Raw genomic sequence first — 19074 nt, 5'->3', positions numbered from 1 at the left:
GTTTTTCTAGGTAGATAAAAAACAAGGTACGGTAATTTATGTATCTTTGTAGCCATGAACATAGTATTGTTATTCATAAGTGGTCCTGAGATTTTTGTAATTTTTGCAATTGTATTAATTGTATTCGGACCAAATAAAATTCCTGAAATAGCTCGTGGATTAGGAAAGGGTATGCGTCAAGTAAAAGATGCTACTAATGAGATAAAAAGGGAAATAAACGACAGCGCTAAAAATCAAGGAATTGATACTGATATTGTTTCGGATATTAACAAAGAGGTAAACGAAGTTAAAGACAATATAGACGATTTAACTGGTCCTATTAAAAGGAACATGTAAAACGAATTCCTTTATTTTACTCGACTTACGGTTAAACCATCTCGAATTGGTAATAAAACTGTTTCAATCCTTTGGTCTTCATTTAATAGACGATTGTACTCAAGTAAAACCTTTGTGTCAATATCTTTTTCATCTAAAGGCTCAATTACTTTACCACTCCACAAAACATTATCCGACAGTATAATTCCTCCTTTATTCATTTTTCCGATGATCAACTCGAAGTAATTTAAATAATTTGATTTATCGGCATCAATAAAAACTAAATCAAAACTATCTTCTACGGTAGGAATAATCTCAATGGCATTTCCAACATATTGCTTTATTTGATTTCCAAAAGAAGATTTCTCAAAATACTTAGTTTGTAATTCTTCCAATTCTTCATTTTTATCAATGGTATGTAAAACTCCATTTTCTTGAAGACCTTCAGCTAAACACAAAGCAGAATAACCTGTGTAAGTTCCAATCTCTAGAATCGTTTTTGGAGAAATTAATTTGGAAATCATACTCAAAACCCTTCCCTGAAAAGCTCCGCTTAACATTCTTGGATTTAATACTTTCTGCCAAGTTTCTCTGCTTAACTCTTTCAGCAATTGAGGCTCCTGCTGAGAGTGTTGTACTACATAATTATCAATATCTTCTGGTAAAAAGTGCATCTATTTAAATTTAAAAAAACGGAATTTACCTAAATTCTAAGTAAACTCCGTTTTAATCTAACAAAAAATCAAAAACGTTCTTTTAATTCATTAAAAGAAACTAACTTGACATTTCTTTTAATTTTTCTTTTAATAATTCTTTGTCGTTTTCATTCATACAATGAACATGATTCTTACAATCAATAGCCTTTGATTTAAAGATGTCTGTTAATTTAGCATTCTGTTTAGAATACAAAGCACAAATCTTACAAAAAGCTATATGAATGTTTAGCTTTACCTTCTCTAAGAGAGTTGCTTCATTGTATTGAGATTTATTACAAATCTCATTTGCATCTTGACAGGTAATTTTTAAAAATTTAAACATTTGTTATTTATTGAACCAATTTTTTTCCATACAACTTCTCAGTTGCGTTCTTGCTCTATGGATGATCACCCAAAGGTTTGACGGTGTTATATCTAACTCCTTACAAATTTCTTCAGTTTCAAACTCTTGAATTGTTTTCATTCTGAAAACCATTGCATATTTCTCTGGGAGATGATCGATACAATCATCTATTTGGTTTTTTAATTCTTCGTTTTCTATTTCCTTCTCCGTTTCACTACTCCATGATTGAGGCACACGTTCTTCAATCCAATTTCCTTCGTTTTCTCCATCTTCATAAAAACTCATTCGAACCTCAGCTTGTCCTTTTTTAGAGTTTATCTTTCGATAGTAGTCAATAATTTTGCGCTTCAAAATAGAAATCAGCCAGGTTCTTTCTGTTGATTTTCCTTCGAAATTCTTCGCAGATCTTAAACCTGCGAAAAAGGTTTCCTGAACTAAATCCTTCGCAATATCAGAACTATTCACCCTAACTATTGCATAATTAAACAAATAGTCAGAATAGCTATCTACCCAAGTATTAGGATTTAATAGTTGTTTTTTACTAGTTTCACTCACGCTTTAAAGATACATTATTTTTTTTCTTGAACTACTTTACAACCTACCCTCTTTCTCATATCTACTAAAAAAATAATTTCCCATTTACCGTTATTATTGAACAGTTGAAATGAATTAGCACCACAATGACTAAAGTTATTATTGTAGTAAAACTCATAAGGTGTCCAAACTGACGCCAAATTTCCATCAACTTTTATATCGTATGACAGTAATTTCTCAAAATAAACATCTTCTTTTTTCTTACTAGCTATTCCTTTTAATAACTCTTCTCTCTTTTGATTTCTTAAAATCTTTACTCCTTCTTTATTTGTAAAAGTCGTTTGAATTTTTATATCTAAATGAAGTGTTTTAGAGGCCACAGTTGAATCTCCAGTATGTAAGCCTTCAAAAAAAGTTTGAATTACTTTCTTAATTTCTTTCTCTTCAGAAGTGCTTTGGGCAGAAAGATTAAAACTTAAGAAAATTATTAAAAGTGAGGGTAAATATATTCTCATAATATCAGTTTTATGTAAAACTATAAAAAACATCAGTATTCAATTCAAATTAACAATATATTAACTTGTTTCCTCTATTTTGTCTATTTTTACCCAAATAAAAAAACAACAAATGTCTGTAGCAAAAAAAGAATATAAAAAAGTTACTGTAAAGTCGTTAGTAGAAATGAAAAGTAACAATGAAAAAATTTCAATGTTAACTGCTTACGATTACACAATGGCTAAAATCGTTGATGATGCTGGTATTGATGTAATTTTAGTTGGTGATTCGGCTTCAAATGTAATGGCTGGACATGAAACTACATTACCTATTACTTTAGATCAAATGATTTATCATGCAAGTTCTGTAGTAAGAGCTATTGACCGTTGTTTAGTTGTGGTAGACTTACCTTTTGGATCGTATCAAGGAGATTCAAAGCAAGCATTAGGTTCAGCTATTCGTATTATGAAAGAATCTGGTGGGCATGCTGTTAAATTAGAAGGTGGAGCTGAAATTCAGCAATCTATTTCTAGAATTTTAACCGCGGGAATTCCTGTTATGGGACATTTAGGATTAACTCCACAATCTATTTATAAATTTGGAACTTACACTGTAAGAGCTAAAGAAGAGGAAGAAGCAAGGAAATTAAAAGAAGATGCTAAATTACTGGAAGAACTTGGTTGTTTTGCTTTGGTGCTAGAAAAAGTTCCAGCAAAATTAGCGCAAGAAGTTGCTGAAAGTATTTCAATTCCTGTAATTGGAATTGGGGCTGGAAGTGGTGTTGACGGACAAGTATTAGTAATGCACGATATGCTTGGAATGACACATGAATTTAATCCTCGTTTTTTAAGAAGATATTTAGACTTACATACCGAAATGACCAACGCTTTTAAGCAATATATTTCTGACGTAAAGAGTGTTGATTTCCCAAATGAGAAAGAGCAGTACTAATAAAAAAGTTATGAATCTGAAATAATGAACGAAGAATATCCTGGGCTTTTTATAAGAATTAAAGCAGCTACTATTGATGGTATCATCTTAGTAGTTTCGTGTTTAGCCGCTTCTGATATATTTTCAAACATGGAAAATCCTTCAGAGTATTTAAAAATTATTGTCTTCTCTTTAATTTTTCTATTATATGAACCTTTAATGATTTCAATTTCAGGAGCTACTATTGGTCATCAAATTTGTAAAATTAGAGTACGTGAAATCCATAAAGACAATAAAATTAATTTCTTCTTTGCGATTTTAAGGTTTATAACCAAGGCTTTTCTTGGTTGGATTTCTTTATTCACGATAACGACAAGTAGGAAAAAACAAGCTATTCATGATTCTGTAGCAAATTCTATAGTTGTATTTGATGATAACTAACAATTAGAATAAATGAACGTCCTTCACCTCGACTCAAATCACCCGTTATTAATTCATCAATTTGCTGATTTAGGTTTTACAAATCACGAAGATTATACTTCTTCAAAGGATGAAATAGAAGCTAAAATCCATGAATATGATGGAATTGTAATAAGAAGCAGGTTTACTATCGATAAACAATTTTTAGATAAAGCTACAAAACTGAAATTTATTGGTCGTGTTGGCGCTGGACTTGAAAATATTGATTGTGATTATGCACAGCAAAAAAATATTGAATTAGTTTCCGCTCCTGAAGGAAATAGAAACGCAGTTGGTGAGCATGCTTTAGGAATGTTACTTTCTTTATTCAATAAACTTAATAAAGCAGATAAAGAAGTTCGACAAGGAAAATGGTTACGAGAAGATAACCGTGGAATTGAACTAGATGGTAAAACAGTTGGTTTAATCGGTTATGGAAATATGGGAAAAGCCTTTGCTAAAAAACTTGGAGGTTTTGATGTTGAGGTTTTGTGTTACGATATAAAACCAAATGTTGGCGATCAAAATTGCAAACAAGTTTCTTTTGAAGAACTACAAGAAAAAGCTGATGTATTGAGTCTTCATACCCCGCAAACAACATTAACTATGAATATGGTTAACGAGTCGTTTATTAATGGGTTTAAAAAACCATTTTGGTTAATCAATACTGCAAGAGGAAAATCTGTTGTAACAAAAGACTTGGTCGCGGCCATTGAAACGGAAAAAATTTTAGGCGCAGGTTTAGATGTATTAGAGTACGAGAAAAAATCGTTTGAAAATCTTTTTACAGATTCAGAAATGCCAGATGCTTTTCAATATTTAATCAACTCAGAAAAAGTATTGCTTTCTCCTCATGTAGCAGGTTGGACAATTGAAAGCAAAGAAAAATTAGCGCAAACAATTGTTGACAAAGTCAAGAAGAAATTCTGTTAGTTTATCTCGAATTTATAAATTAGAAGCATGAAGAAAACAATTCTTGTTTTTAGTGCTTTAACTATTGCTTTGTTAGTTTTATTTCAAGTTACTAAATATTCAATTATTTCTGGAGGAATAAAAACCGAACTTGTAATTACGAGCATTGCTGTTGTAGCTTTTTTCATAGGTATTGTAATCAATAAAAAAACAATTAAAACCAAAGAAAGTGCAACGGAGATTAATCATCAGAAAATAAAACAACTCGAAATTACCTCAAGAGAATATGAAGTTTTAGAGCTTATTGCAAAAGGATTTTCAAATAAGGAAATTGCAGACACATTATTCCTATCCGAAAGCACCATTAAAACGCATGTTTCTAACCTACTCACTAAACTTAATGCTAAACGCAGAACTCAAGCAGTTCAAATTGCTAAAGAACTAGAAATTATCTAGTTTTATACGAAAGTAGGAGTGCTTTGGTACTTTAGTATGATTAATTTTTTCTCCAACTAAACTACTTTTGAAAGATCATTTCAAACTAAAAACTTATGAAAAATACAATCATTAAATATGGAGTGTTTAGTATTATTACAGCTTCTATTTTATTCTTTTTAGCATTAACCTTAGGAAAAACTTTTGACTACTCTACTCAAGAAGTTATTGGTTATCTGTCAATGGTTGCCTCTCTTTCTTTTGTTTATTTCGGAATCAAGCATTTTCGAGACAATGAAAATAACGGATCAGTAACTTTTATTAAAGCTTTATTAATTGGGATTCTCATATCTGCTTGTGCTGGAATTGGTTTTGGAATTATTGATTATTTATACACTACCCAAATCAATCCTGATTTTGCGACAGAGTATTTAGAAAAAACTTTGGGGACAATGAAAACAACATTAAGTCCAGAAGAGTTTGAAATCAAAAGAAAAGAGTTAGTACAACAAATGGAACAATACGGCGGATCTGGTTTTATGGCTTTTATTATGTTTATAACAGTAGTAATTATAGGATTTATTATATCTTTAATATCAGCCTTATTCCTACAACGTAAATAATTTATAGTATGAAATACGAAGCATCTACACCAGAAGAATATATAAGTCAGTTACCTGAAGACAGACAGCCTGTAGTTGAAAAAATTAGAGCGATTATAAAGGAAAATCTTCCTGAAGGTTTTGAAGAAGGAATAACTTATAACATGTTGGGATATTATGTGCCGCATTCTATTTACCCAGATGGATATCATTGCGATCCAAAGCAACCTTTACCGTTTATGAATGTCGCTTCACAAAAGAACTCTGTGAATTTATATCACAGTGGAATTTATGCAAATCCAGAAATTCATGATTGGTTTGTAAATGAATATCCAAAGCATAGCAAACGTAAATTAGACATGGGTAAAAGCTGTGTTCGTTTTAAAAAAATGGATGATATTCCTTATGAGTTAATTGCCGAGTTGTGTAAAAAAATAACGGTTGAAGATTGGATAAACACTTATGAAACTAACGTAAAAAAGAAGTAATGAAAAAAGGTAAGGTAACAGGAATTGGAGGTGTGTTTTTTAAAACTGAAGATGTAAACGCAACGAAAGATTGGTATCAAAAACATTTAGGTTTTAATACTGATGATTGGGGCTGTACATTTTGGTGGAAAGATAGTGATGATAAAAAAGCTTCTACACAATGGAGTCCGTTTAAGAAAGATACAAATCACTTTCTTCCTTCAAAAAAGGATTTTATGGTGAATTATAGAGTTGAAAACTTAAAAGAATTATTAGAACAACTCAAAACTGAAGGCGTAACTATTCTCGGAGATGTTGAAGAATATAGCTATGGAAAATTTGCATGGATTGTAGATTTAGACGGAAACAAAATAGAATTATGGGAACCTATTGATGAGGCTTTTCTATAATTCCTGAGCTTGAGCTATTAAATCTAAAGTAACATCGTAAATGGGTTGTTTAATCATTTTACTTTTTAACCAAGCATAGAAACTCATTACGAAAATATCTTCTTGTTTAGCTCCAATCCAATCAAAAGAATTTTCAACGGTATTTTGAAAGTTATCAGATGTTACGGCTTTCGGATTATCATAATACTGTTGTACATATTTCAAGAAAATTAAAACTCTTTCCTGACCAACTTCCTTGATATAAGATGAATATTGACGTTTAAACCTACTTATTCTATTTTCAAACAAATCAAATTTATCAAGTTCTACAAGCAATAAAATTTCAATCAAACTTTTTTTAATCACCCACTCTTTCCCTACTTTTTCCAAATACCAATTGTCCGTGTGATAAAGTTTCGATAATAAACTGTAAGAAGCTTTTATTGCTCCTTTTTGAAAGTAAAATACCACTAAACTTAAATGTAAATCTAAAGTTCCAATTACATCCGAATGTTTCTTTTTCATTATCGATTCAAGCCTTTCAATTGCTTTATTTTGACTGTTGGTATAATTTAGGTTCAATGTATAGAGTAACTCATATTTCAGTCTAAAAATACGTTCGTACTTTTTTCTATTTTTCTGAATTTCATTATCCATTAAATCTAAAAACTGCATCGACTTTCCAAATTGTTTTGTTCTAAAAAGTGTATTAGCAATCATGTATAACACATGAATATGAAAAAAACGTTCTCTATCTTTATTCGGATGTTCTTTTAATACCTCATACATTTCTAACATAAACGACTCGATTTGCAAATAATCTTTAGATACAAATGCTGAAATACTAGCAATCGTTAATAATTGGTAAAAGGATTTAAACGATAAGGATTCATTAATATCTATATCTTGTTCGTGAAGAATACGTAAAACAATTTTTTGAAAATCTATTACCTCACCTTTAGCTGTAATTTGATGTAATATGGCTCTTACTTTAGCGTATACAATATTCAACTCTTCTTCTAACCGAGCTTGTTTTCTGTAAAAGTTATACGACTCAATTAATTGATTTAAATCTTCTTTATCATTAGCATGTGCGAATTGAATTCTTAAGTGATAAATTTCATTTAAATAAGGATAGAGCTGATATTCTTTTGCGATTTTTGATGCCTTCGTTAGCAATTTATAACCTAAAAGAAACTGTTGCTGTTGCAGAAAAGAACGTGCCACCAATATATATTTGATCACGGCTACCTTTTCAGAATTTTCTTCTTCCAGATTTACTGCAGCTAAAAATTCAATTATAGATTCATATAACCTTTTTCTTAATGCATGATAAGCATCTTTCCTTCCATTTGAATATAATCGCTTACAAATCTCCTCTGAGGAAAGTTCATCGGTATACAAATACTTGAATAACTCAATATTCTTAACATCAGATCTTTTGTTCTTTTTATTCAAAAAACCAATAAACCGAGTAGCTTCTTCGGAAGAAAAAGAGGAAACTAACAAATTTAAACTCATTTTATATCATCAGTTTTGTAAAAAATATGTCAATAATTACTAATAATAAACATAATAAAAATAATTATATATCATCAGTTTCAAATAAAAATTGTTTTCCATAAGAACTGAGATCGTTTCATCTTTGAAGTGTAATTATTTAAAATAAATTATTATGGATTATCAAACAACAGTTTCAAACAAAGAAGCTACAACCAAAAAAGAAAAAAGAAAAAAGAACACTATTTATGATCAAAAACCAACACCAGCATTTGTTGGAGCGTCATGGGCTAGTTTATTCGTGGGAACAATTGCTTTCTGTATCGGTTTATGGAATGCCGATATGTTATTGAATGAAAAAGGATACTATTTCACCATTTTACTATTCGGTTTATTCTCAGTTATTTCTGTTCAAAAAGCAGTTAGAGATAAACTTGAAGGAATTGAAGTAACTCAAATGTATTATAGCATTAGCTGGGCAACAACTATTATCTCAATCATTTTGCTAATTATAGGACTTTGGAATGCTGATTTAGAATTGAGTGAAAAAGGATTTTACGGAATATCGTTTATGCTTAGTATATATGCCGCTATTGCTGTTCAAAAGAACACAAGAGATATTGCTTATATCGAAAGAAATCAAAAGGAGAAAGATTTGTTTTGATAATTCGATTAGCTAAGTAGTTAGTCAAAAACCCAACAATATGAGATTGTTGGGTTTCTTTTTATTTTATAAATTTGAGAAGTAACTAACTTTAAATCAAAAAAAATGTCTGAAGAAAACAAGAATTTAGAAGATAAAGCAAAAGATGCTAGTGAAAATGTAGAAAATACAGCTAACGAAGCTACAGAAAATGTAGAGGATACAGTAAGCGAAACCGCTGAAGCTACAGAGGAATCTGCCAAGTCTGCAAAAGACACATTCAATGAAGCCGCTGACAAAGCAACTAAAATGGCCGGTGAGGCAAAAGAAGCTTTTAAAGAAGCAGCGGATAAGGCAGGTGAATATGCTAAAGTTGCAGAAGAAAAGATTTCTGAATTTGCTGGAGAAGCCGGAGAAAAATTAGCCGATTTAGCTGACGATGCGAAAGAAGCTTATAATGACACAAAAGAGAAAGTAAAAGAAATGCTGGCCAGCGAAGAAGCTCAAAAGATAAAAGCAAAGGCTAATGAATTTGCAGAAGAGACTAAAGAAGCTTTAAGTGAAGCTGCTGAGAAAGCTGTTGATTTAGCGGAGGATGCGGCTGAAGAATTAAAAGAAGCAAAAGGAAAAGCTAAAGGGTTTTTTCAACGTCTTTTTGGAAAAAAATAAAATTTAAAAAGCCTATCTAAATTAGATAGGCTTTCATTTTTATGAGGGATTATAATAACCTTATTACGGGTTAAGCGTTTGTTCTTCTGCCATTAAACCAAAGAACTTATCAAGATTTGGAAGAATAACGATTCTAGTTCTACGGTTTCTTGCTCTGTTTTTTGCTGTAGTATTTTCAACTAAAGGAACAGAACTTCCTCTTCCTGCTGCAATTAATCTATTTCCTTCAACATTATATTTTTTCTCTAACAATCTAACAATTGATGTAGCTCTTTTCACACTTAGATCCCAGTTATCTTGAACAACTGCGTTATTAATAGTTCTGGAGTCTGTATGACCTTCAATCATTACATCCATACTAGGCTCTGAATTAATCACATCAGCTAATTGCTTAATTAATTTATGAGCTTTTCTCTTTACTCTATAACTTGCTGTATTGAATAATAAATTATCTGCAACAGAAATCATTACTACTGTTTGATCAATATCGATGTTTATATCATCAGAATTTTCTAACTCAGAAGTATTGATTGATTTTTTTAAATTATAAGCTATTGCCAAATTCATAGAATCTTTCAATGTTTTTGCCTTCGCTAATTCCACTTGATCAACATTTTTAAGCGTTTCTCTCATCTTTTCTTTCATAGAATTAGAAATAACAGCAGTTTTTCCTATCATGTCTAATTTTACATTATTCTCTTCCTTAAGAGATGAGTTGTAGTTTTTTAATGAGTTAATCTTCTCATTATAGTTTTCAACTCTTTTTTCAATTTTAGCAAACTTCGCTTCTAACTCTTGTTTTTCTAGTGTTGTTTTTTGAAGATTTCCTTTAGTGTCTTGATATTGATGCTCTAGCTCTGCATATTTTTTTTTTGATACACATGAACTCATTACAATAGCTAATGAACTTAGGAGGATTACAGTTTTTTTCATTTTTTAGTTTTTGATTATTTCAGTTGTTAGCTAAACGAGTGAAGTATAATATTTATTGTAAACAAAAAACGCTATTCAAATGAATAGCGTTTATATATTGATTTGCTCTAATTATTTAAAAACAAGGACCAAAGTTTACAGTTGTTCCCCCTCCACAATAACCTATTAGAGTTCCATTAATACACCCTACTAATGCTCTTTCTCCATTAGGACAGTAGTACCTTCCTCCATTTATAGTTTGTTGCTCTCTTTTTTCTAAAGCTTTTCCTAAGTTTAAAATTGATTTTTTCATCATTTAATATTTTAAATTGGTTGAATTATAAATTAAGCCCAGATTTCTATTCCTCCTCCAGTTGGACGAATTCCTCCACCACCAGTTCCGGTTGAACCTCCTGAACCTCCACAGCTTGGATGATTTGTAATTATAGCAGGGTAATTTAAATAGCAATCGCTTCCTTGACCAGGAACTAATTCATAGTTTGTGCCATCGCACTGGTATTGACATTCTAATGATAGCGGATTTCCTCCTTTTACTTTCTTTTGCTCTCCTTTTTCTAAAGCTCTACCTAAGTTTAAAATTGATTTTTTCATTCTATTGAATTTTTAATTGTTTCAATAAAATTATCTTATAAACTGTCTCAATCAATTGAGATTTATGTAAGCGTAAATAATAATTGTTTAAAGTTGTAGATTTCTCTTTTAAGTGTATTTCTGTATAAACTCGGTCAACTTATTTTTATTTCTAGAAGAGACAACAATTCTCTCATTCGTGGTTAAGATAATTGCCTGTTTTTTATAAACTGATTTCACAAACTTCATATTCACCAAGACTGATCTATTTGCCCTGAAAAAATCGTGTGAATTAAATAAGTTCTCGTAGTACTTTAAAGGTTTTGAAACTAAATATTTCTTGCTGTCGTGAGTAAAAAAAACGGTGTAATTACCCGATGCTTCACATTTTAATATGGAGTTGATTTCTAAACACACGTGTGAGTCATTAACATGAAGAAACACCTTTTCTGATACTTTGGCTTTTTGCGTATATAGTTGATTTAAACCATCTAGACTTAGTTGTTTTTGGGAATTAGAATCTTTCGGGAAAAGCTGCTGTAATTGTTCAAGTGTTAACAATTGATTTTGAGAGACTTCTATATTATTATTAACCTGAACTATAATTACAGCTAACCCCTTTGTCATTTTTGATTCTTTTGTACGCAATTACTCTAAAACAGCATTTTTAATTACGTTCCATCAGATGACAAAATGTTACTATCTAAATTTTAAATTATTTTCCTTTTTGTAGGTTCTCTTGTGCTTTCTGTTCTAATTCCGCTTGAAATTCTTCTAAAACAGGTTTAACGGTGCTTTCAGGTAAATCAGCTACTTTTATATACATTAAACCATCAATTGCGTTATTAAACTTCGGATCAACATTAAAAGCTACTAATCGTGCATTTTGCTTCACATACTTCTTAATTAAAACAGGAATTCGTAGTGCTCCTGGTTCAATTTCATCAATTACTTTATCGAATTTATTCATATCCGATTGTGTAGCATCAAATACAAAATCTTTATCCCCATCCTTTAATTTTACCTTAAATTCTTTCTTCGGATGAATATACTGCGCAACATAAGGGTCGTAGTAATGAGACTTCATGAATTCAATCATTAAGGATTTTGAAAATTCCGAAAATTGATTACTAATACTAACTCCTCCCATTAAATATTTATACTTTGGATAACGAAGAGTGACATGAACAATTCCCTTCCAAAGTAGAAATAACGGCATTGGTTTTTGCTGATATTGTTTTATGATGAAAGCTCTACCCATTTCGATAGTTTTTTCCATCATCGGATGTAACTCAGGTTCAATTTTAAATAATGACTGAACATAAAATCCGTTTATACCATATTTCTTAAAAATATCTTTTCCTAGTCCCATACGATAAGCTCCAACTACCTGATTTGTATTATTGTCCCACAATAATAAATGGTGGTAATACTTATCGAACTTATCTAAATCTATCGCATTATTGGTTCCTTCGCCAACTTCTCTAAACGTAATTTCCCGAAGTCTTCCTATTTCATGCAATATATTAGGAATCTCTTTTGCATCTGTAAAGAAAACCTCATAATTTTTGCTTTCCAACATTCGTTTTCCATGATCCCTTAATCCATCAATCTCTTTAATAAATAAATCAGGGTTTCGTTGTGAAGTAATCTTTTTAACCTTCTTAGGAATTTTTAATTTTTGAGTTGAAATTAACTTTTGATTCTTCTCAAATGGATTCGCCAACATGTAGGTCTTTTTACGCAGGTATTCGTAAAATGCTGGTATTTCTTTATAGTTATCCTGGTCTTTTACTGAAATAGGTTTTCCTATTCTTACTTTGATAACTCTATTCTTTTGTGATAATAACTCAGAAGGAAGTTTTGCTGTACGTAACGTATCACTAATTCTTGATAAAACGTAAAACAATCTACTATTCTTAGCATGAAAGTAAATAGGAATTACAGGAACCTTTGCTTTCTTAATCAACTTCACTGCACCTTCTTCCCATTCTTTATCTACCATTAACTTTCCATCTCGATATGTAGAAACTTCACCTGCAGGGAAAATTCCCAATGGTTTACCTTCTCTTAAATGCATTAAGGCACTTTTAATTCCAGCAACACTCGACTTTGCATCTTTATGATCTTCAAAAGGATTTACTGGCATTACATAAGGCTTCAGAGGATCTACCCTATGCAATAGAAAGTTAGCAATTATTTTATAATCTGGACGATGCTCTACTAATAAACGTAATAATAAAATTCCATCAATTCCTCCTAATGGGTGATTTGAAATTGTAATAAACGGACCTTCTTTTGGAATCCTCTTAAAATCTTCTTCTGGAATTTCAAAATCAATTTGAAACTCGTCTAATAATCCTTTTAAGAATGGTAAATCGTTAAGGTGCTTATGCTTATTATATACTTTATTCGCTGTAGATATTCTAAGAACCTTCATTAGTAACCAACCAATAAATGTTCCTAAAATCCCTAGTTTATCAACTTTTATAGCTTTTGCAACTTCTTTAGATGTAACTAAACCCATAAGTTTGGTGTTAACGTAAACCGCAAATATAGGAGAAAATTGTTTGTGTTAAGCGTTTTCTTGAATAACTAACTGAGCTGTTTCTGTATTAATTTGTCTTATAATAGGTTTTCCTTTACTTTTTATACTATTTATTGCTTCGTCATTAAAATGTCGAATAGTATATAATGTAACATCTTTATAAGACTTTATATTGAATGTTGATTTTAAATCATTATAAAACTTATCGAAGTTAAAAAACTTATCTTCGATACATACAGAAAAACTAATTGCTGAGTTTTGAATTAAATTAACCTTTAACTTATAATCATGTAGTCTTTTAAAAACAGCACTGATATTATCTTCAACCATGAATGAAAAATCTTTTGCAGAAACCGATACTAAAATTTGATTTTTCTTAACAATGTAACAAGGTACTTCTGGTTGAATTCCTTTTGTGCTTCCAGAAACAGCTGTTCCTTCTTTATCTAAATCCTCAAACGATCGAACGAAAAGAGGAATTTGTTTTTGCTCTAGAGGTTGAATTGTCTTAGGATGAATTACCGATGCGCCGTAAAACGCCATCTCAATCGCTTCGGTATAAGAAATATCTTTCAGTAATTCAGTTTCTTCAAAAACTCTAGGATCGGCATTTAAAACTCCCTGTACATCTTTCCAAATTGTAACGCTATCTGCATTTAAACAATAGGCAAAAATACCAGCGGTATAATCGGAACCTTCTCTTCCTAAAGTTGTGGTGTATTCTCCATTATTTCCCAAGAAACCTTGCGTAATATTTAGTTTTGAAGTATCAACTTTTTCCTTAATAATTGATTCAGTCAATTCCCAATCTACTTTAGCATCTCGGTAATTACTATCTGTTTTGATATACTCTCTAACGTCCAACCAATGATTTTCTATTCCTATTTTAGTAAAATAAGCACTTACAATTGTAGTGGACAATATTTCACCAAAACCTACTAATTGATCATATATATAATTATAGTCTTTAGAGGTGTTAATTGCCATTCGACCAGCAAGTTCACCAAACAGATACATTACTTTGGTGTAAATCTCATCATTCTTATCGAACAAGCCATCCATCATTTCTGTATGGAAATCTTTAATTGCTTGTAATGCTTCATTCAAATCATCTGAACCGTCAACATAGGCGTTTATTAAACGCTCAAAAGCATTGGTCATCTTTCCCATAGCGGAAATTACAACCAGTGTATTTTCAGTTCCTTCATGTTGTAGCACACGTGCTACATTTCTCACTGCATCAGGACTTTTTACTGACGCTCCTCCAAACTTAAAAATTCTCATTTATAAATTTCTCTAAATTTTGTTTATTCATTTGAGCTACATCCCAATCTCTTAAAACTTTAGCCCCCGTTTTTTCATAGAAATTAATAGCATTTGAATTCCAATCTAACACCTCCCATGCAACACGATTGTAATTATTATCGTAAGCGTATTTTAGTACGGCTCCATACAAATCTTTACCTGCTCCAATTCCTCTTTTTGATGCTGTAACCATTAAATCTTCTAGATGAATTGCCTTACCTTTCCAAGTTGAATAACGCTCATAGAATAAAGCCATCCCTATAATAGTTCCGTCAGGTTCTTCTGCAACAAAAGTTTTAAACTTTGGATTATTCGAAAATCCATCTCTAATTAAATCTTCCGCACTAATTTCAACAGCATCTGGTTCTTTCTCAAAAACAGCTAATTCCACAATTAAATCTAAAATTGCTTGTACATCTTTCTTTTGTCCTTGTCGAATTATAAAACTCATTTTTAAAAAATTTATGCAAAAATACTTTTTATCATAACTGGTTAAAAAAAATTACAAATTACAACACATCATATTGTTTTGTTGATTTTTTATTCTAATTTGAGTTTGTAAAAATTACTCGACTAAAACGTTGTAGTTCTACAAAAAGTTGTCATCTTTGTGGCGTCTAAAACATTGTACATTGCTCTATGTCTAAAAAAAATCAAACTCTCGGCGAATTTATTATTGAAAATCAAACCTCTTTCAAATATACTTCTGGAGAACTTTCAAGATTAATTAACTCGATACGACTTGCTGCTAAGGTAGTAAATCATGAAGTAAATAAAGCTGGTTTAGTTGATATTATAGGTGCCGCGGGCGAAACAAACGTTCAAGGTGAAGATCAACAAAAACTTGATGTTTACGCTAACGATAAATTTATTCAAACATTAACAAATAGAAATATTGTTTGTGGTATTGCAAGTGAAGAAGAGGATGATTTTATTGTTGTAAATAGTCAAGATGAAAACCACCAAAATAAGTACGTGGTTTTAATTGATCCATTAGATGGTTCATCAAATATTGATGTGAATGTTTCTGTAGGAACTATTTTTTCAATTTACAGAAGAGTGACACCTGTTGGAACTCCCGTTACTATAGAAGATTTTCTACAAAAAGGAAGTGAGCAAGTTGCAGCTGGGTATGTGGTTTATGGAACTTCAACAATGATTGTTTACACAACTGGTGATGGTGTAAATGGATTTACATTAAACCCTGCAATTGGTACTTTTTATCTTTCACATCCGAATATGGAATTTCCTGAAGACGGAAAAATATATTCAGTAAATGAAGGGAATTATATTCACTTTCCTTTAGGTGTAAAAAAATATATTAAGTATTGTCAGGAAGAAGAGGGAGACAGACCTTACACTAGTAGATACATTGGATCACTAGTTTCTGATTTTCACAGAAACATGATTAAAGGTGGAATTTATATGTACCCTAAAAGCTCTAAAAACTCCAATGGTAAACTACGTTTATTATACGAATGTAACCCAATGGCATTTTTAGCAGAACAAGCAAATGGAAAGGCTAGTGATGGATTCAATAGGATTATGGATATCCAACCAACTGAATTACACCAAAGGGTGCCATTTTTATGTGGAAGCAAAAATATGGTAGAGAAAGCTGAGGAGTTTATGCGAGAATATTCTTAGAAGTATCTTTTAATAAACATTATAATTAAATCTTATAATCAAATAAGAAATCTAATAGGACTACAAATTGTTAGTCCTATTTTTTTGCAGTAACTTTGTGTAAGTTAATTAGTAATCAAATAAACAAAAATTATGGCTTTTGAATTACCAGAATTAGGATACGCTTATGATGCGTTAGAACCAAATATAGATGCAAGAACAATGGAAATCCACCACTCAAAGCATCACAACGGATATACTACAAAGTTAAACGCTGCAATCGAAGGAACTGATTTAGACGGAAAGTCTATTGAAGATATTTTAACTAACTTAGATATGAATAACGCTGCTGTTCGTAATAACGGAGGAGGATTTTATAATCACTCTTTATTTTGGACAGTAATGAATCCAGAAGATAGAGGATATTTATCTGGTGAGTTAAAAGACGCTATTGAAGCTGAGTTCGGATCTAAAGATGCTTTTATTGAAGCTTTCTCTAAAGCTGCAGCTACTCAATTTGGTTCTGGATGGGCATGGTTATGTGTGCACAAAGGAGGTAAAGTTGAAGTATGTTCTACTCCAAACCAAGACAATCCTTTAATGCCAGGTGTTGCTTGCGGCGGAACTCCGATCTTAGGATTAGATGTTTGGGAACATGCTTATTATTTAAACTACCAAAACAGAAGACCAGATTATATTGATGCTTTCTTTAAAGTAATCAACTGGAACGAAGTTGAAAGAAGATATGCTGAAGCTAAGTAATTAGTGGAGTAATTTTTCTATTACAATAAACAAAAAAGCACCCAAATTGGGTGCTTTTTTTCGCTTAAACTATTTTTGAAAGTGCAAAACTTTTTAGACCCTTTCATTTAAAGTTTGTTGTTTGTTATATTTCAAGTAACATTTCTTTTCAAAAAAGCAAAAAGCGATTTTGTCTTCAATAAATTCTTCATAGAAGACGATAGTAACAAATTAAAATACATAAGCGAACTCAACGTCAGAATGAAGAATCCGAACTCTGTTTCTTTTGGGATTATTTCTACTATTAAATTCATTAACTATATTTTTATACCAATTGGTATATTTTTATTCAAAAAAAATTAAACTCTTAACTCATTTGTTATCATAGTTTTCATGACCTCAGCCAAGTCCTCCATGTAACTTCCATCTTTCATTACGTGCGACATATATGTTGCTCCTTCTATCATGTACGCAAACCTTTTCGCATACACCTCACTATTCACTTCACTTCTAATTTGAGCAGACTCCTTAGCAGCATCAATTAACTTAGTGAACTTATCTAATATTCGTTCGTTATAAGATCTTACTAATTTTGAAATAGAGGTTTGTTGATTTTCTGAATCAACTCCAATATTCAAAATTGGACAACCTCCAAACTTTTTACTGTAATTATAGTACTTTTTATAAAAATTTGAGACGTTGATTAATCTGTCTAATGCTGTGCTCCCCTTTGCCACATGTGCATTTAAATCTTTAAGAACGGTTCGAATACAATATCGAAAAGCTTCTATTGCCAATTCTTCTTTATTCTCGAAATGTCCATAAATAGCTCCTTTCGTTAAACCTGTTGCTTGTGTAATCCCAGATAAACTCATTCCAGAGTATCCTTTCTTATTTAATAATGGTGCAACTGTTTCTAAAATATGTAACCTCGTCCTCTCCGATTTCAACATGTCTGACAAATATATAAAAATATACCGTTTGGTATATTTTTTATTCATTTTTATTAAAATAATTGAAAAAAGGCACTTTAATATCTTTTTAAAATGTTTTATTATTGTTTTTCAATAATTTTTATATCTTTGACCCAGAACAAAAATTCAAAAAAATGAATAGAAAAAACAAACTTTCGTCAATTTTACACCTAATAACTTCCATTTCTTTCTGGTTTTTCATTGCTTTTTTAACATTTAACACAACTTTGAGTCTTTTTTTTGAGAATTCTGAAATTAAAACAGGTAAAAAATCAAAAATTAGAAGTTTAGAAGGATATGCTATACCAATGAAACTATCATTAAATTTAAGGGACGAAGGATATATTTATACAAAAGGAAAAACTACAGTTCATGTATTTAATAACGAAGAGTTAAATGAGACTTTTCTTTACAACGGTCGCTATAAGAAAGAATTTATTCAAGAGCTTAAATCATCCTATGACAAAAAAGAAAAAGTAGGAAGCAATTTCATCCTTACCGATCCAACACAGCAAGGAAACTTTGATTTCACAAATGAATTAATAGATACTCAAACAAGAATAATGGTAAAACCAAAAACTACGTTTTTATCTATTATGTTGTTCTTGGATAGATATCACTCCGTTTTAATTACCATATTAATTTTATACTTTTTAAAGCAAATTTTTCACTATTTAAAAAAGGATTTATCATTTAATTCAAAAGTATCTATCAATGTAAAACGTATTGGAATACTTATATTACTTAGTGAGGTTTTAGGTTTGATTTTTAACCTAATCATAGGAAGGTATATTTCTCATGTAGGAATTGAAACTGACATAATTTACAATAATGCCTTTAATATCAATTTTAATCCCACTTTAGAATTTGACTTTTCAATGTTTATCGTAGGTTTATCATTACTAGTTGTAAGTATCCTTCTTCATAAAGGAAACGATTTGCAAACTGAAAACGAATTAACAATATAG

Annotated in this window: 26 protein-coding genes; 13 read left to right on the top strand and 13 right to left on the bottom strand. The window is 30.8% G+C overall.

What is annotated here, in order from left to right; all coding sequences use genetic code 11:
- Window positions 1-54 precede the first annotated feature (54 nt).
- Complete coding sequence (locus ACOSP6_RS08720) at window positions 55-336, top strand: Sec-independent protein translocase subunit TatA/TatB (protein WP_422095142.1); 282 nt, start codon at window positions 55-57, stop codon at window positions 334-336.
- Between the two features lie 11 nt (window positions 337-347).
- Here ACOSP6_RS08720 and ACOSP6_RS08715 read toward each other — a convergent pair whose 3' ends face one another.
- The 4 genes from ACOSP6_RS08715 to ACOSP6_RS08700 form a co-directional block, all read right to left on the bottom strand.
- Window positions 348-989: an O-methyltransferase gene (locus ACOSP6_RS08715; protein ID WP_422095141.1), complete on the bottom strand. Its 642-nt coding sequence runs from the start codon at window positions 987-989 to the stop codon at window positions 348-350.
- A gap of 100 nt (window positions 990-1089) precedes the next feature.
- Window positions 1090-1353, bottom strand: coding sequence for a hypothetical protein (locus ACOSP6_RS08710; protein ID WP_422095140.1), 264 nt, complete (start codon window positions 1351-1353; stop codon window positions 1090-1092).
- Window positions 1354-1356: 3 nt separating this feature from the next.
- Window positions 1357-1929, bottom strand: coding sequence for a sigma-70 family RNA polymerase sigma factor (locus ACOSP6_RS08705; protein WP_422095139.1), 573 nt, complete (start codon window positions 1927-1929; stop codon window positions 1357-1359).
- Window positions 1930-1943: 14 nt separating this feature from the next.
- Complete coding sequence (locus tag ACOSP6_RS08700; protein ID WP_422095138.1) at window positions 1944-2423, bottom strand: nuclear transport factor 2 family protein; 480 nt, start codon at window positions 2421-2423, stop codon at window positions 1944-1946.
- A gap of 112 nt (window positions 2424-2535) precedes the next feature.
- Between ACOSP6_RS08700 and panB the strand changes: the two genes are divergently transcribed.
- The 7 genes from panB (at window position 2536) to ACOSP6_RS08665 (ending at window position 6618) form a co-directional block, all read left to right on the top strand.
- A complete protein-coding gene (gene panB / locus ACOSP6_RS08695) occupies window positions 2536-3354 on the top strand; it encodes a 3-methyl-2-oxobutanoate hydroxymethyltransferase (protein ID WP_422095137.1) in 819 nt (272 codons plus the stop codon).
- Between the two features lie 24 nt (window positions 3355-3378).
- The gene (locus ACOSP6_RS08690; protein WP_422095136.1) at window positions 3379-3774 is read left to right on the top strand and encodes an RDD family protein; all 396 of its coding nucleotides are present in this window, start codon (window positions 3379-3381) and stop codon (window positions 3772-3774) included.
- A 12-nt stretch (window positions 3775-3786) separates the two neighbouring features.
- Window positions 3787-4725: a 2-hydroxyacid dehydrogenase gene (locus tag ACOSP6_RS08685; RefSeq protein WP_422095135.1), complete on the top strand. Its 939-nt coding sequence runs from the start codon at window positions 3787-3789 to the stop codon at window positions 4723-4725.
- Between the two features lie 27 nt (window positions 4726-4752).
- Window positions 4753-5160 (top strand): response regulator transcription factor, encoded by a 408-nt coding sequence (locus ACOSP6_RS08680; protein WP_422095134.1) that lies wholly within the window; start codon window positions 4753-4755, stop codon window positions 5158-5160.
- A 95-nt stretch (window positions 5161-5255) separates the two neighbouring features.
- Window positions 5256-5762 carry a DUF4199 domain-containing protein gene (locus ACOSP6_RS08675; protein ID WP_422095133.1) on the top strand — a complete coding sequence of 169 codons (507 nt, stop codon included), beginning with the start codon at window positions 5256-5258 and terminating at the stop codon, window positions 5760-5762.
- Between the two features lie 8 nt (window positions 5763-5770).
- Window positions 5771-6229: a DUF1801 domain-containing protein gene (locus ACOSP6_RS08670; RefSeq protein WP_422095132.1), complete on the top strand. Its 459-nt coding sequence runs from the start codon at window positions 5771-5773 to the stop codon at window positions 6227-6229.
- A complete protein-coding gene (locus tag ACOSP6_RS08665; protein WP_422095131.1) occupies window positions 6229-6618 on the top strand; it encodes a VOC family protein in 390 nt (129 codons plus the stop codon). Before ACOSP6_RS08670 ends, ACOSP6_RS08665 begins: the two co-directional genes overlap by 1 nt.
- On the opposite strand, the gene ACOSP6_RS08660 is transcribed toward ACOSP6_RS08665, so the two are convergent.
- Window positions 6613-8118: a hypothetical protein gene (locus ACOSP6_RS08660; RefSeq protein ID WP_422095130.1), complete on the bottom strand. Its 1506-nt coding sequence runs from the start codon at window positions 8116-8118 to the stop codon at window positions 6613-6615. The two genes, ACOSP6_RS08665 and ACOSP6_RS08660, sit on opposite strands and share 6 nt — an antisense overlap.
- Window positions 8119-8272: 154 nt before the next feature.
- On the opposite strand from ACOSP6_RS08660, the gene yiaA reads away from it, so the two are divergent.
- Window positions 8273-8761 carry an inner membrane protein YiaA gene (gene yiaA / locus ACOSP6_RS08655; protein WP_422095129.1) on the top strand — a complete coding sequence of 163 codons (489 nt, stop codon included), beginning with the start codon at window positions 8273-8275 and terminating at the stop codon, window positions 8759-8761.
- Between the two features lie 105 nt (window positions 8762-8866).
- Entirely contained in the window at window positions 8867-9409 is a 543-nt protein-coding gene (locus tag ACOSP6_RS08650; protein ID WP_422095128.1) for a hypothetical protein, read from the top strand.
- Between the two features lie 63 nt (window positions 9410-9472).
- Here ACOSP6_RS08650 and ACOSP6_RS08645 read toward each other — a convergent pair whose 3' ends face one another.
- The 7 genes from ACOSP6_RS08645 to ACOSP6_RS08615 form a co-directional block, all read right to left on the bottom strand.
- Window positions 9473-10342 (bottom strand): OmpA family protein, encoded by an 870-nt coding sequence (locus tag ACOSP6_RS08645; RefSeq protein WP_422095127.1) that lies wholly within the window; start codon window positions 10340-10342, stop codon window positions 9473-9475.
- 115 nt (window positions 10343-10457) lie between these two features.
- The gene (locus tag ACOSP6_RS08640) at window positions 10458-10634 is read right to left on the bottom strand and encodes a hypothetical protein (RefSeq protein ID WP_422095126.1); all 177 of its coding nucleotides are present in this window, start codon (window positions 10632-10634) and stop codon (window positions 10458-10460) included.
- Between the two features lie 32 nt (window positions 10635-10666).
- Entirely contained in the window at window positions 10667-10933 is a 267-nt protein-coding gene (locus ACOSP6_RS08635) for a hypothetical protein (RefSeq protein ID WP_422095125.1), read from the bottom strand.
- Between the two features lie 108 nt (window positions 10934-11041).
- Entirely contained in the window at window positions 11042-11539 is a 498-nt protein-coding gene (locus ACOSP6_RS08630; RefSeq protein WP_422095124.1) for a LytR/AlgR family response regulator transcription factor, read from the bottom strand.
- 88 nt (window positions 11540-11627) lie between these two features.
- On the bottom strand, window positions 11628-13439 hold the full coding sequence (locus tag ACOSP6_RS08625; protein WP_422095123.1) for a GNAT family N-acyltransferase: 1812 nt from the start codon (window positions 13437-13439) through the stop codon (window positions 11628-11630).
- A gap of 48 nt (window positions 13440-13487) precedes the next feature.
- Window positions 13488-14744 (bottom strand): aspartate kinase, encoded by a 1257-nt coding sequence (locus ACOSP6_RS08620; protein ID WP_422095122.1) that lies wholly within the window; start codon window positions 14742-14744, stop codon window positions 13488-13490.
- Window positions 14731-15216 (bottom strand): GNAT family N-acetyltransferase, encoded by a 486-nt coding sequence (locus ACOSP6_RS08615; RefSeq protein WP_422095121.1) that lies wholly within the window; start codon window positions 15214-15216, stop codon window positions 14731-14733. Before ACOSP6_RS08615 ends, ACOSP6_RS08620 begins: the two co-directional genes overlap by 14 nt.
- Window positions 15217-15404: 188 nt before the next feature.
- On the opposite strand from ACOSP6_RS08615, the gene fbp reads away from it, so the two are divergent.
- Window positions 15405-16412, top strand: a complete 1008-nt coding sequence (gene fbp, locus ACOSP6_RS08610; protein WP_422095120.1) for a class 1 fructose-bisphosphatase — start codon at window positions 15405-15407, stop codon at window positions 16410-16412.
- Window positions 16413-16544: 132 nt separating this feature from the next.
- On the top strand, window positions 16545-17153 hold the full coding sequence (locus ACOSP6_RS08605; protein WP_422095119.1) for a superoxide dismutase: 609 nt from the start codon (window positions 16545-16547) through the stop codon (window positions 17151-17153).
- A 338-nt stretch (window positions 17154-17491) separates the two neighbouring features.
- On the opposite strand, the gene ACOSP6_RS08600 is transcribed toward ACOSP6_RS08605, so the two are convergent.
- A complete protein-coding gene (locus ACOSP6_RS08600; protein WP_422095716.1) occupies window positions 17492-18133 on the bottom strand; it encodes a TetR/AcrR family transcriptional regulator in 642 nt (213 codons plus the stop codon).
- Window positions 18134-18240: 107 nt separating this feature from the next.
- Between ACOSP6_RS08600 and ACOSP6_RS08595 the strand changes: the two genes are divergently transcribed.
- Window positions 18241-19074 carry a DUF2975 domain-containing protein gene (locus ACOSP6_RS08595; protein ID WP_422095117.1) on the top strand — a complete coding sequence of 278 codons (834 nt, stop codon included), beginning with the start codon at window positions 18241-18243 and terminating at the stop codon, window positions 19072-19074.

Origin of the sequence: Tenacibaculum sp. MEBiC06402, from assembly GCF_049239625.1 — a bacterium.
Classification (GTDB): Bacteria; Bacteroidota; Bacteroidia; order Flavobacteriales; family Flavobacteriaceae; genus Polaribacter.
The sequence above is the reverse complement of the archived record's forward strand: the minus strand, read 5'-3'. Positions and strand labels throughout refer to the sequence as shown.

What these genes read in the sequence shown, in the direction of transcription:
- ACOSP6_RS08710 (WP_422095140.1), bottom strand. Translation starts at nt 1,353, where the DNA reads ATGTTTAAATTTTTAAAAATTACCTGTCAAGATGCAAATGAGATTTGT.
- panB (WP_422095137.1), top strand. Translation starts at nt 2,536, where the DNA reads ATGTCTGTAGCAAAAAAAGAATATAAAAAAGTTACTGTAAAGTCGTTA.
- ACOSP6_RS08720 (WP_422095142.1), top strand. Translation starts at nt 55, where the DNA reads ATGAACATAGTATTGTTATTCATAAGTGGTCCTGAGATTTTTGTAATT.
- ACOSP6_RS08715 (WP_422095141.1), bottom strand. Translation starts at nt 989, where the DNA reads ATGCACTTTTTACCAGAAGATATTGATAATTATGTAGTACAACACTCT.
- yiaA (WP_422095129.1), top strand. Translation starts at nt 8,273, where the DNA reads ATGGATTATCAAACAACAGTTTCAAACAAAGAAGCTACAACCAAAAAA.
- ACOSP6_RS08625 (WP_422095123.1), bottom strand. Translation starts at nt 13,439, where the DNA reads ATGGGTTTAGTTACATCTAAAGAAGTTGCAAAAGCTATAAAAGTTGAT.
- ACOSP6_RS08635 (WP_422095125.1), bottom strand. Translation starts at nt 10,933, where the DNA reads ATGAAAAAATCAATTTTAAACTTAGGTAGAGCTTTAGAAAAAGGAGAG.
- ACOSP6_RS08670 (WP_422095132.1), top strand. Translation starts at nt 5,771, where the DNA reads ATGAAATACGAAGCATCTACACCAGAAGAATATATAAGTCAGTTACCT.
- ACOSP6_RS08690 (WP_422095136.1), top strand. Translation starts at nt 3,379, where the DNA reads ATGAACGAAGAATATCCTGGGCTTTTTATAAGAATTAAAGCAGCTACT.
- ACOSP6_RS08650 (WP_422095128.1), top strand. Translation starts at nt 8,867, where the DNA reads ATGTCTGAAGAAAACAAGAATTTAGAAGATAAAGCAAAAGATGCTAGT.
- ACOSP6_RS08615 (WP_422095121.1), bottom strand. Translation starts at nt 15,216, where the DNA reads ATGAGTTTTATAATTCGACAAGGACAAAAGAAAGATGTACAAGCAATT.
- ACOSP6_RS08600 (WP_422095716.1), bottom strand. Translation starts at nt 18,133, where the DNA reads ATGAATAAAAAATATACCAAACGGTATATTTTTATATATTTGTCAGAC.
- ACOSP6_RS08605 (WP_422095119.1), top strand. Translation starts at nt 16,545, where the DNA reads ATGGCTTTTGAATTACCAGAATTAGGATACGCTTATGATGCGTTAGAA.
- ACOSP6_RS08630 (WP_422095124.1), bottom strand. Translation starts at nt 11,539, where the DNA reads ATGACAAAGGGGTTAGCTGTAATTATAGTTCAGGTTAATAATAATATA.
- ACOSP6_RS08620 (WP_422095122.1), bottom strand. Translation starts at nt 14,744, where the DNA reads ATGAGAATTTTTAAGTTTGGAGGAGCGTCAGTAAAAAGTCCTGATGCA.
- ACOSP6_RS08645 (WP_422095127.1), bottom strand. Translation starts at nt 10,342, where the DNA reads ATGAAAAAAACTGTAATCCTCCTAAGTTCATTAGCTATTGTAATGAGT.
- ACOSP6_RS08640 (WP_422095126.1), bottom strand. Translation starts at nt 10,634, where the DNA reads ATGAAAAAATCAATTTTAAACTTAGGAAAAGCTTTAGAAAAAAGAGAG.
- fbp (WP_422095120.1), top strand. Translation starts at nt 15,405, where the DNA reads ATGTCTAAAAAAAATCAAACTCTCGGCGAATTTATTATTGAAAATCAA.
- ACOSP6_RS08660 (WP_422095130.1), bottom strand. Translation starts at nt 8,118, where the DNA reads ATGAGTTTAAATTTGTTAGTTTCCTCTTTTTCTTCCGAAGAAGCTACT.
- ACOSP6_RS08665 (WP_422095131.1), top strand. Translation starts at nt 6,229, where the DNA reads ATGAAAAAAGGTAAGGTAACAGGAATTGGAGGTGTGTTTTTTAAAACT.
- ACOSP6_RS08675 (WP_422095133.1), top strand. Translation starts at nt 5,256, where the DNA reads ATGAAAAATACAATCATTAAATATGGAGTGTTTAGTATTATTACAGCT.
- ACOSP6_RS08700 (WP_422095138.1), bottom strand. Translation starts at nt 2,423, where the DNA reads ATGAGAATATATTTACCCTCACTTTTAATAATTTTCTTAAGTTTTAAT.
- ACOSP6_RS08595 (WP_422095117.1), top strand. Translation starts at nt 18,241, where the DNA reads ATGAATAGAAAAAACAAACTTTCGTCAATTTTACACCTAATAACTTCC.
- ACOSP6_RS08685 (WP_422095135.1), top strand. Translation starts at nt 3,787, where the DNA reads ATGAACGTCCTTCACCTCGACTCAAATCACCCGTTATTAATTCATCAA.
- ACOSP6_RS08680 (WP_422095134.1), top strand. Translation starts at nt 4,753, where the DNA reads ATGAAGAAAACAATTCTTGTTTTTAGTGCTTTAACTATTGCTTTGTTA.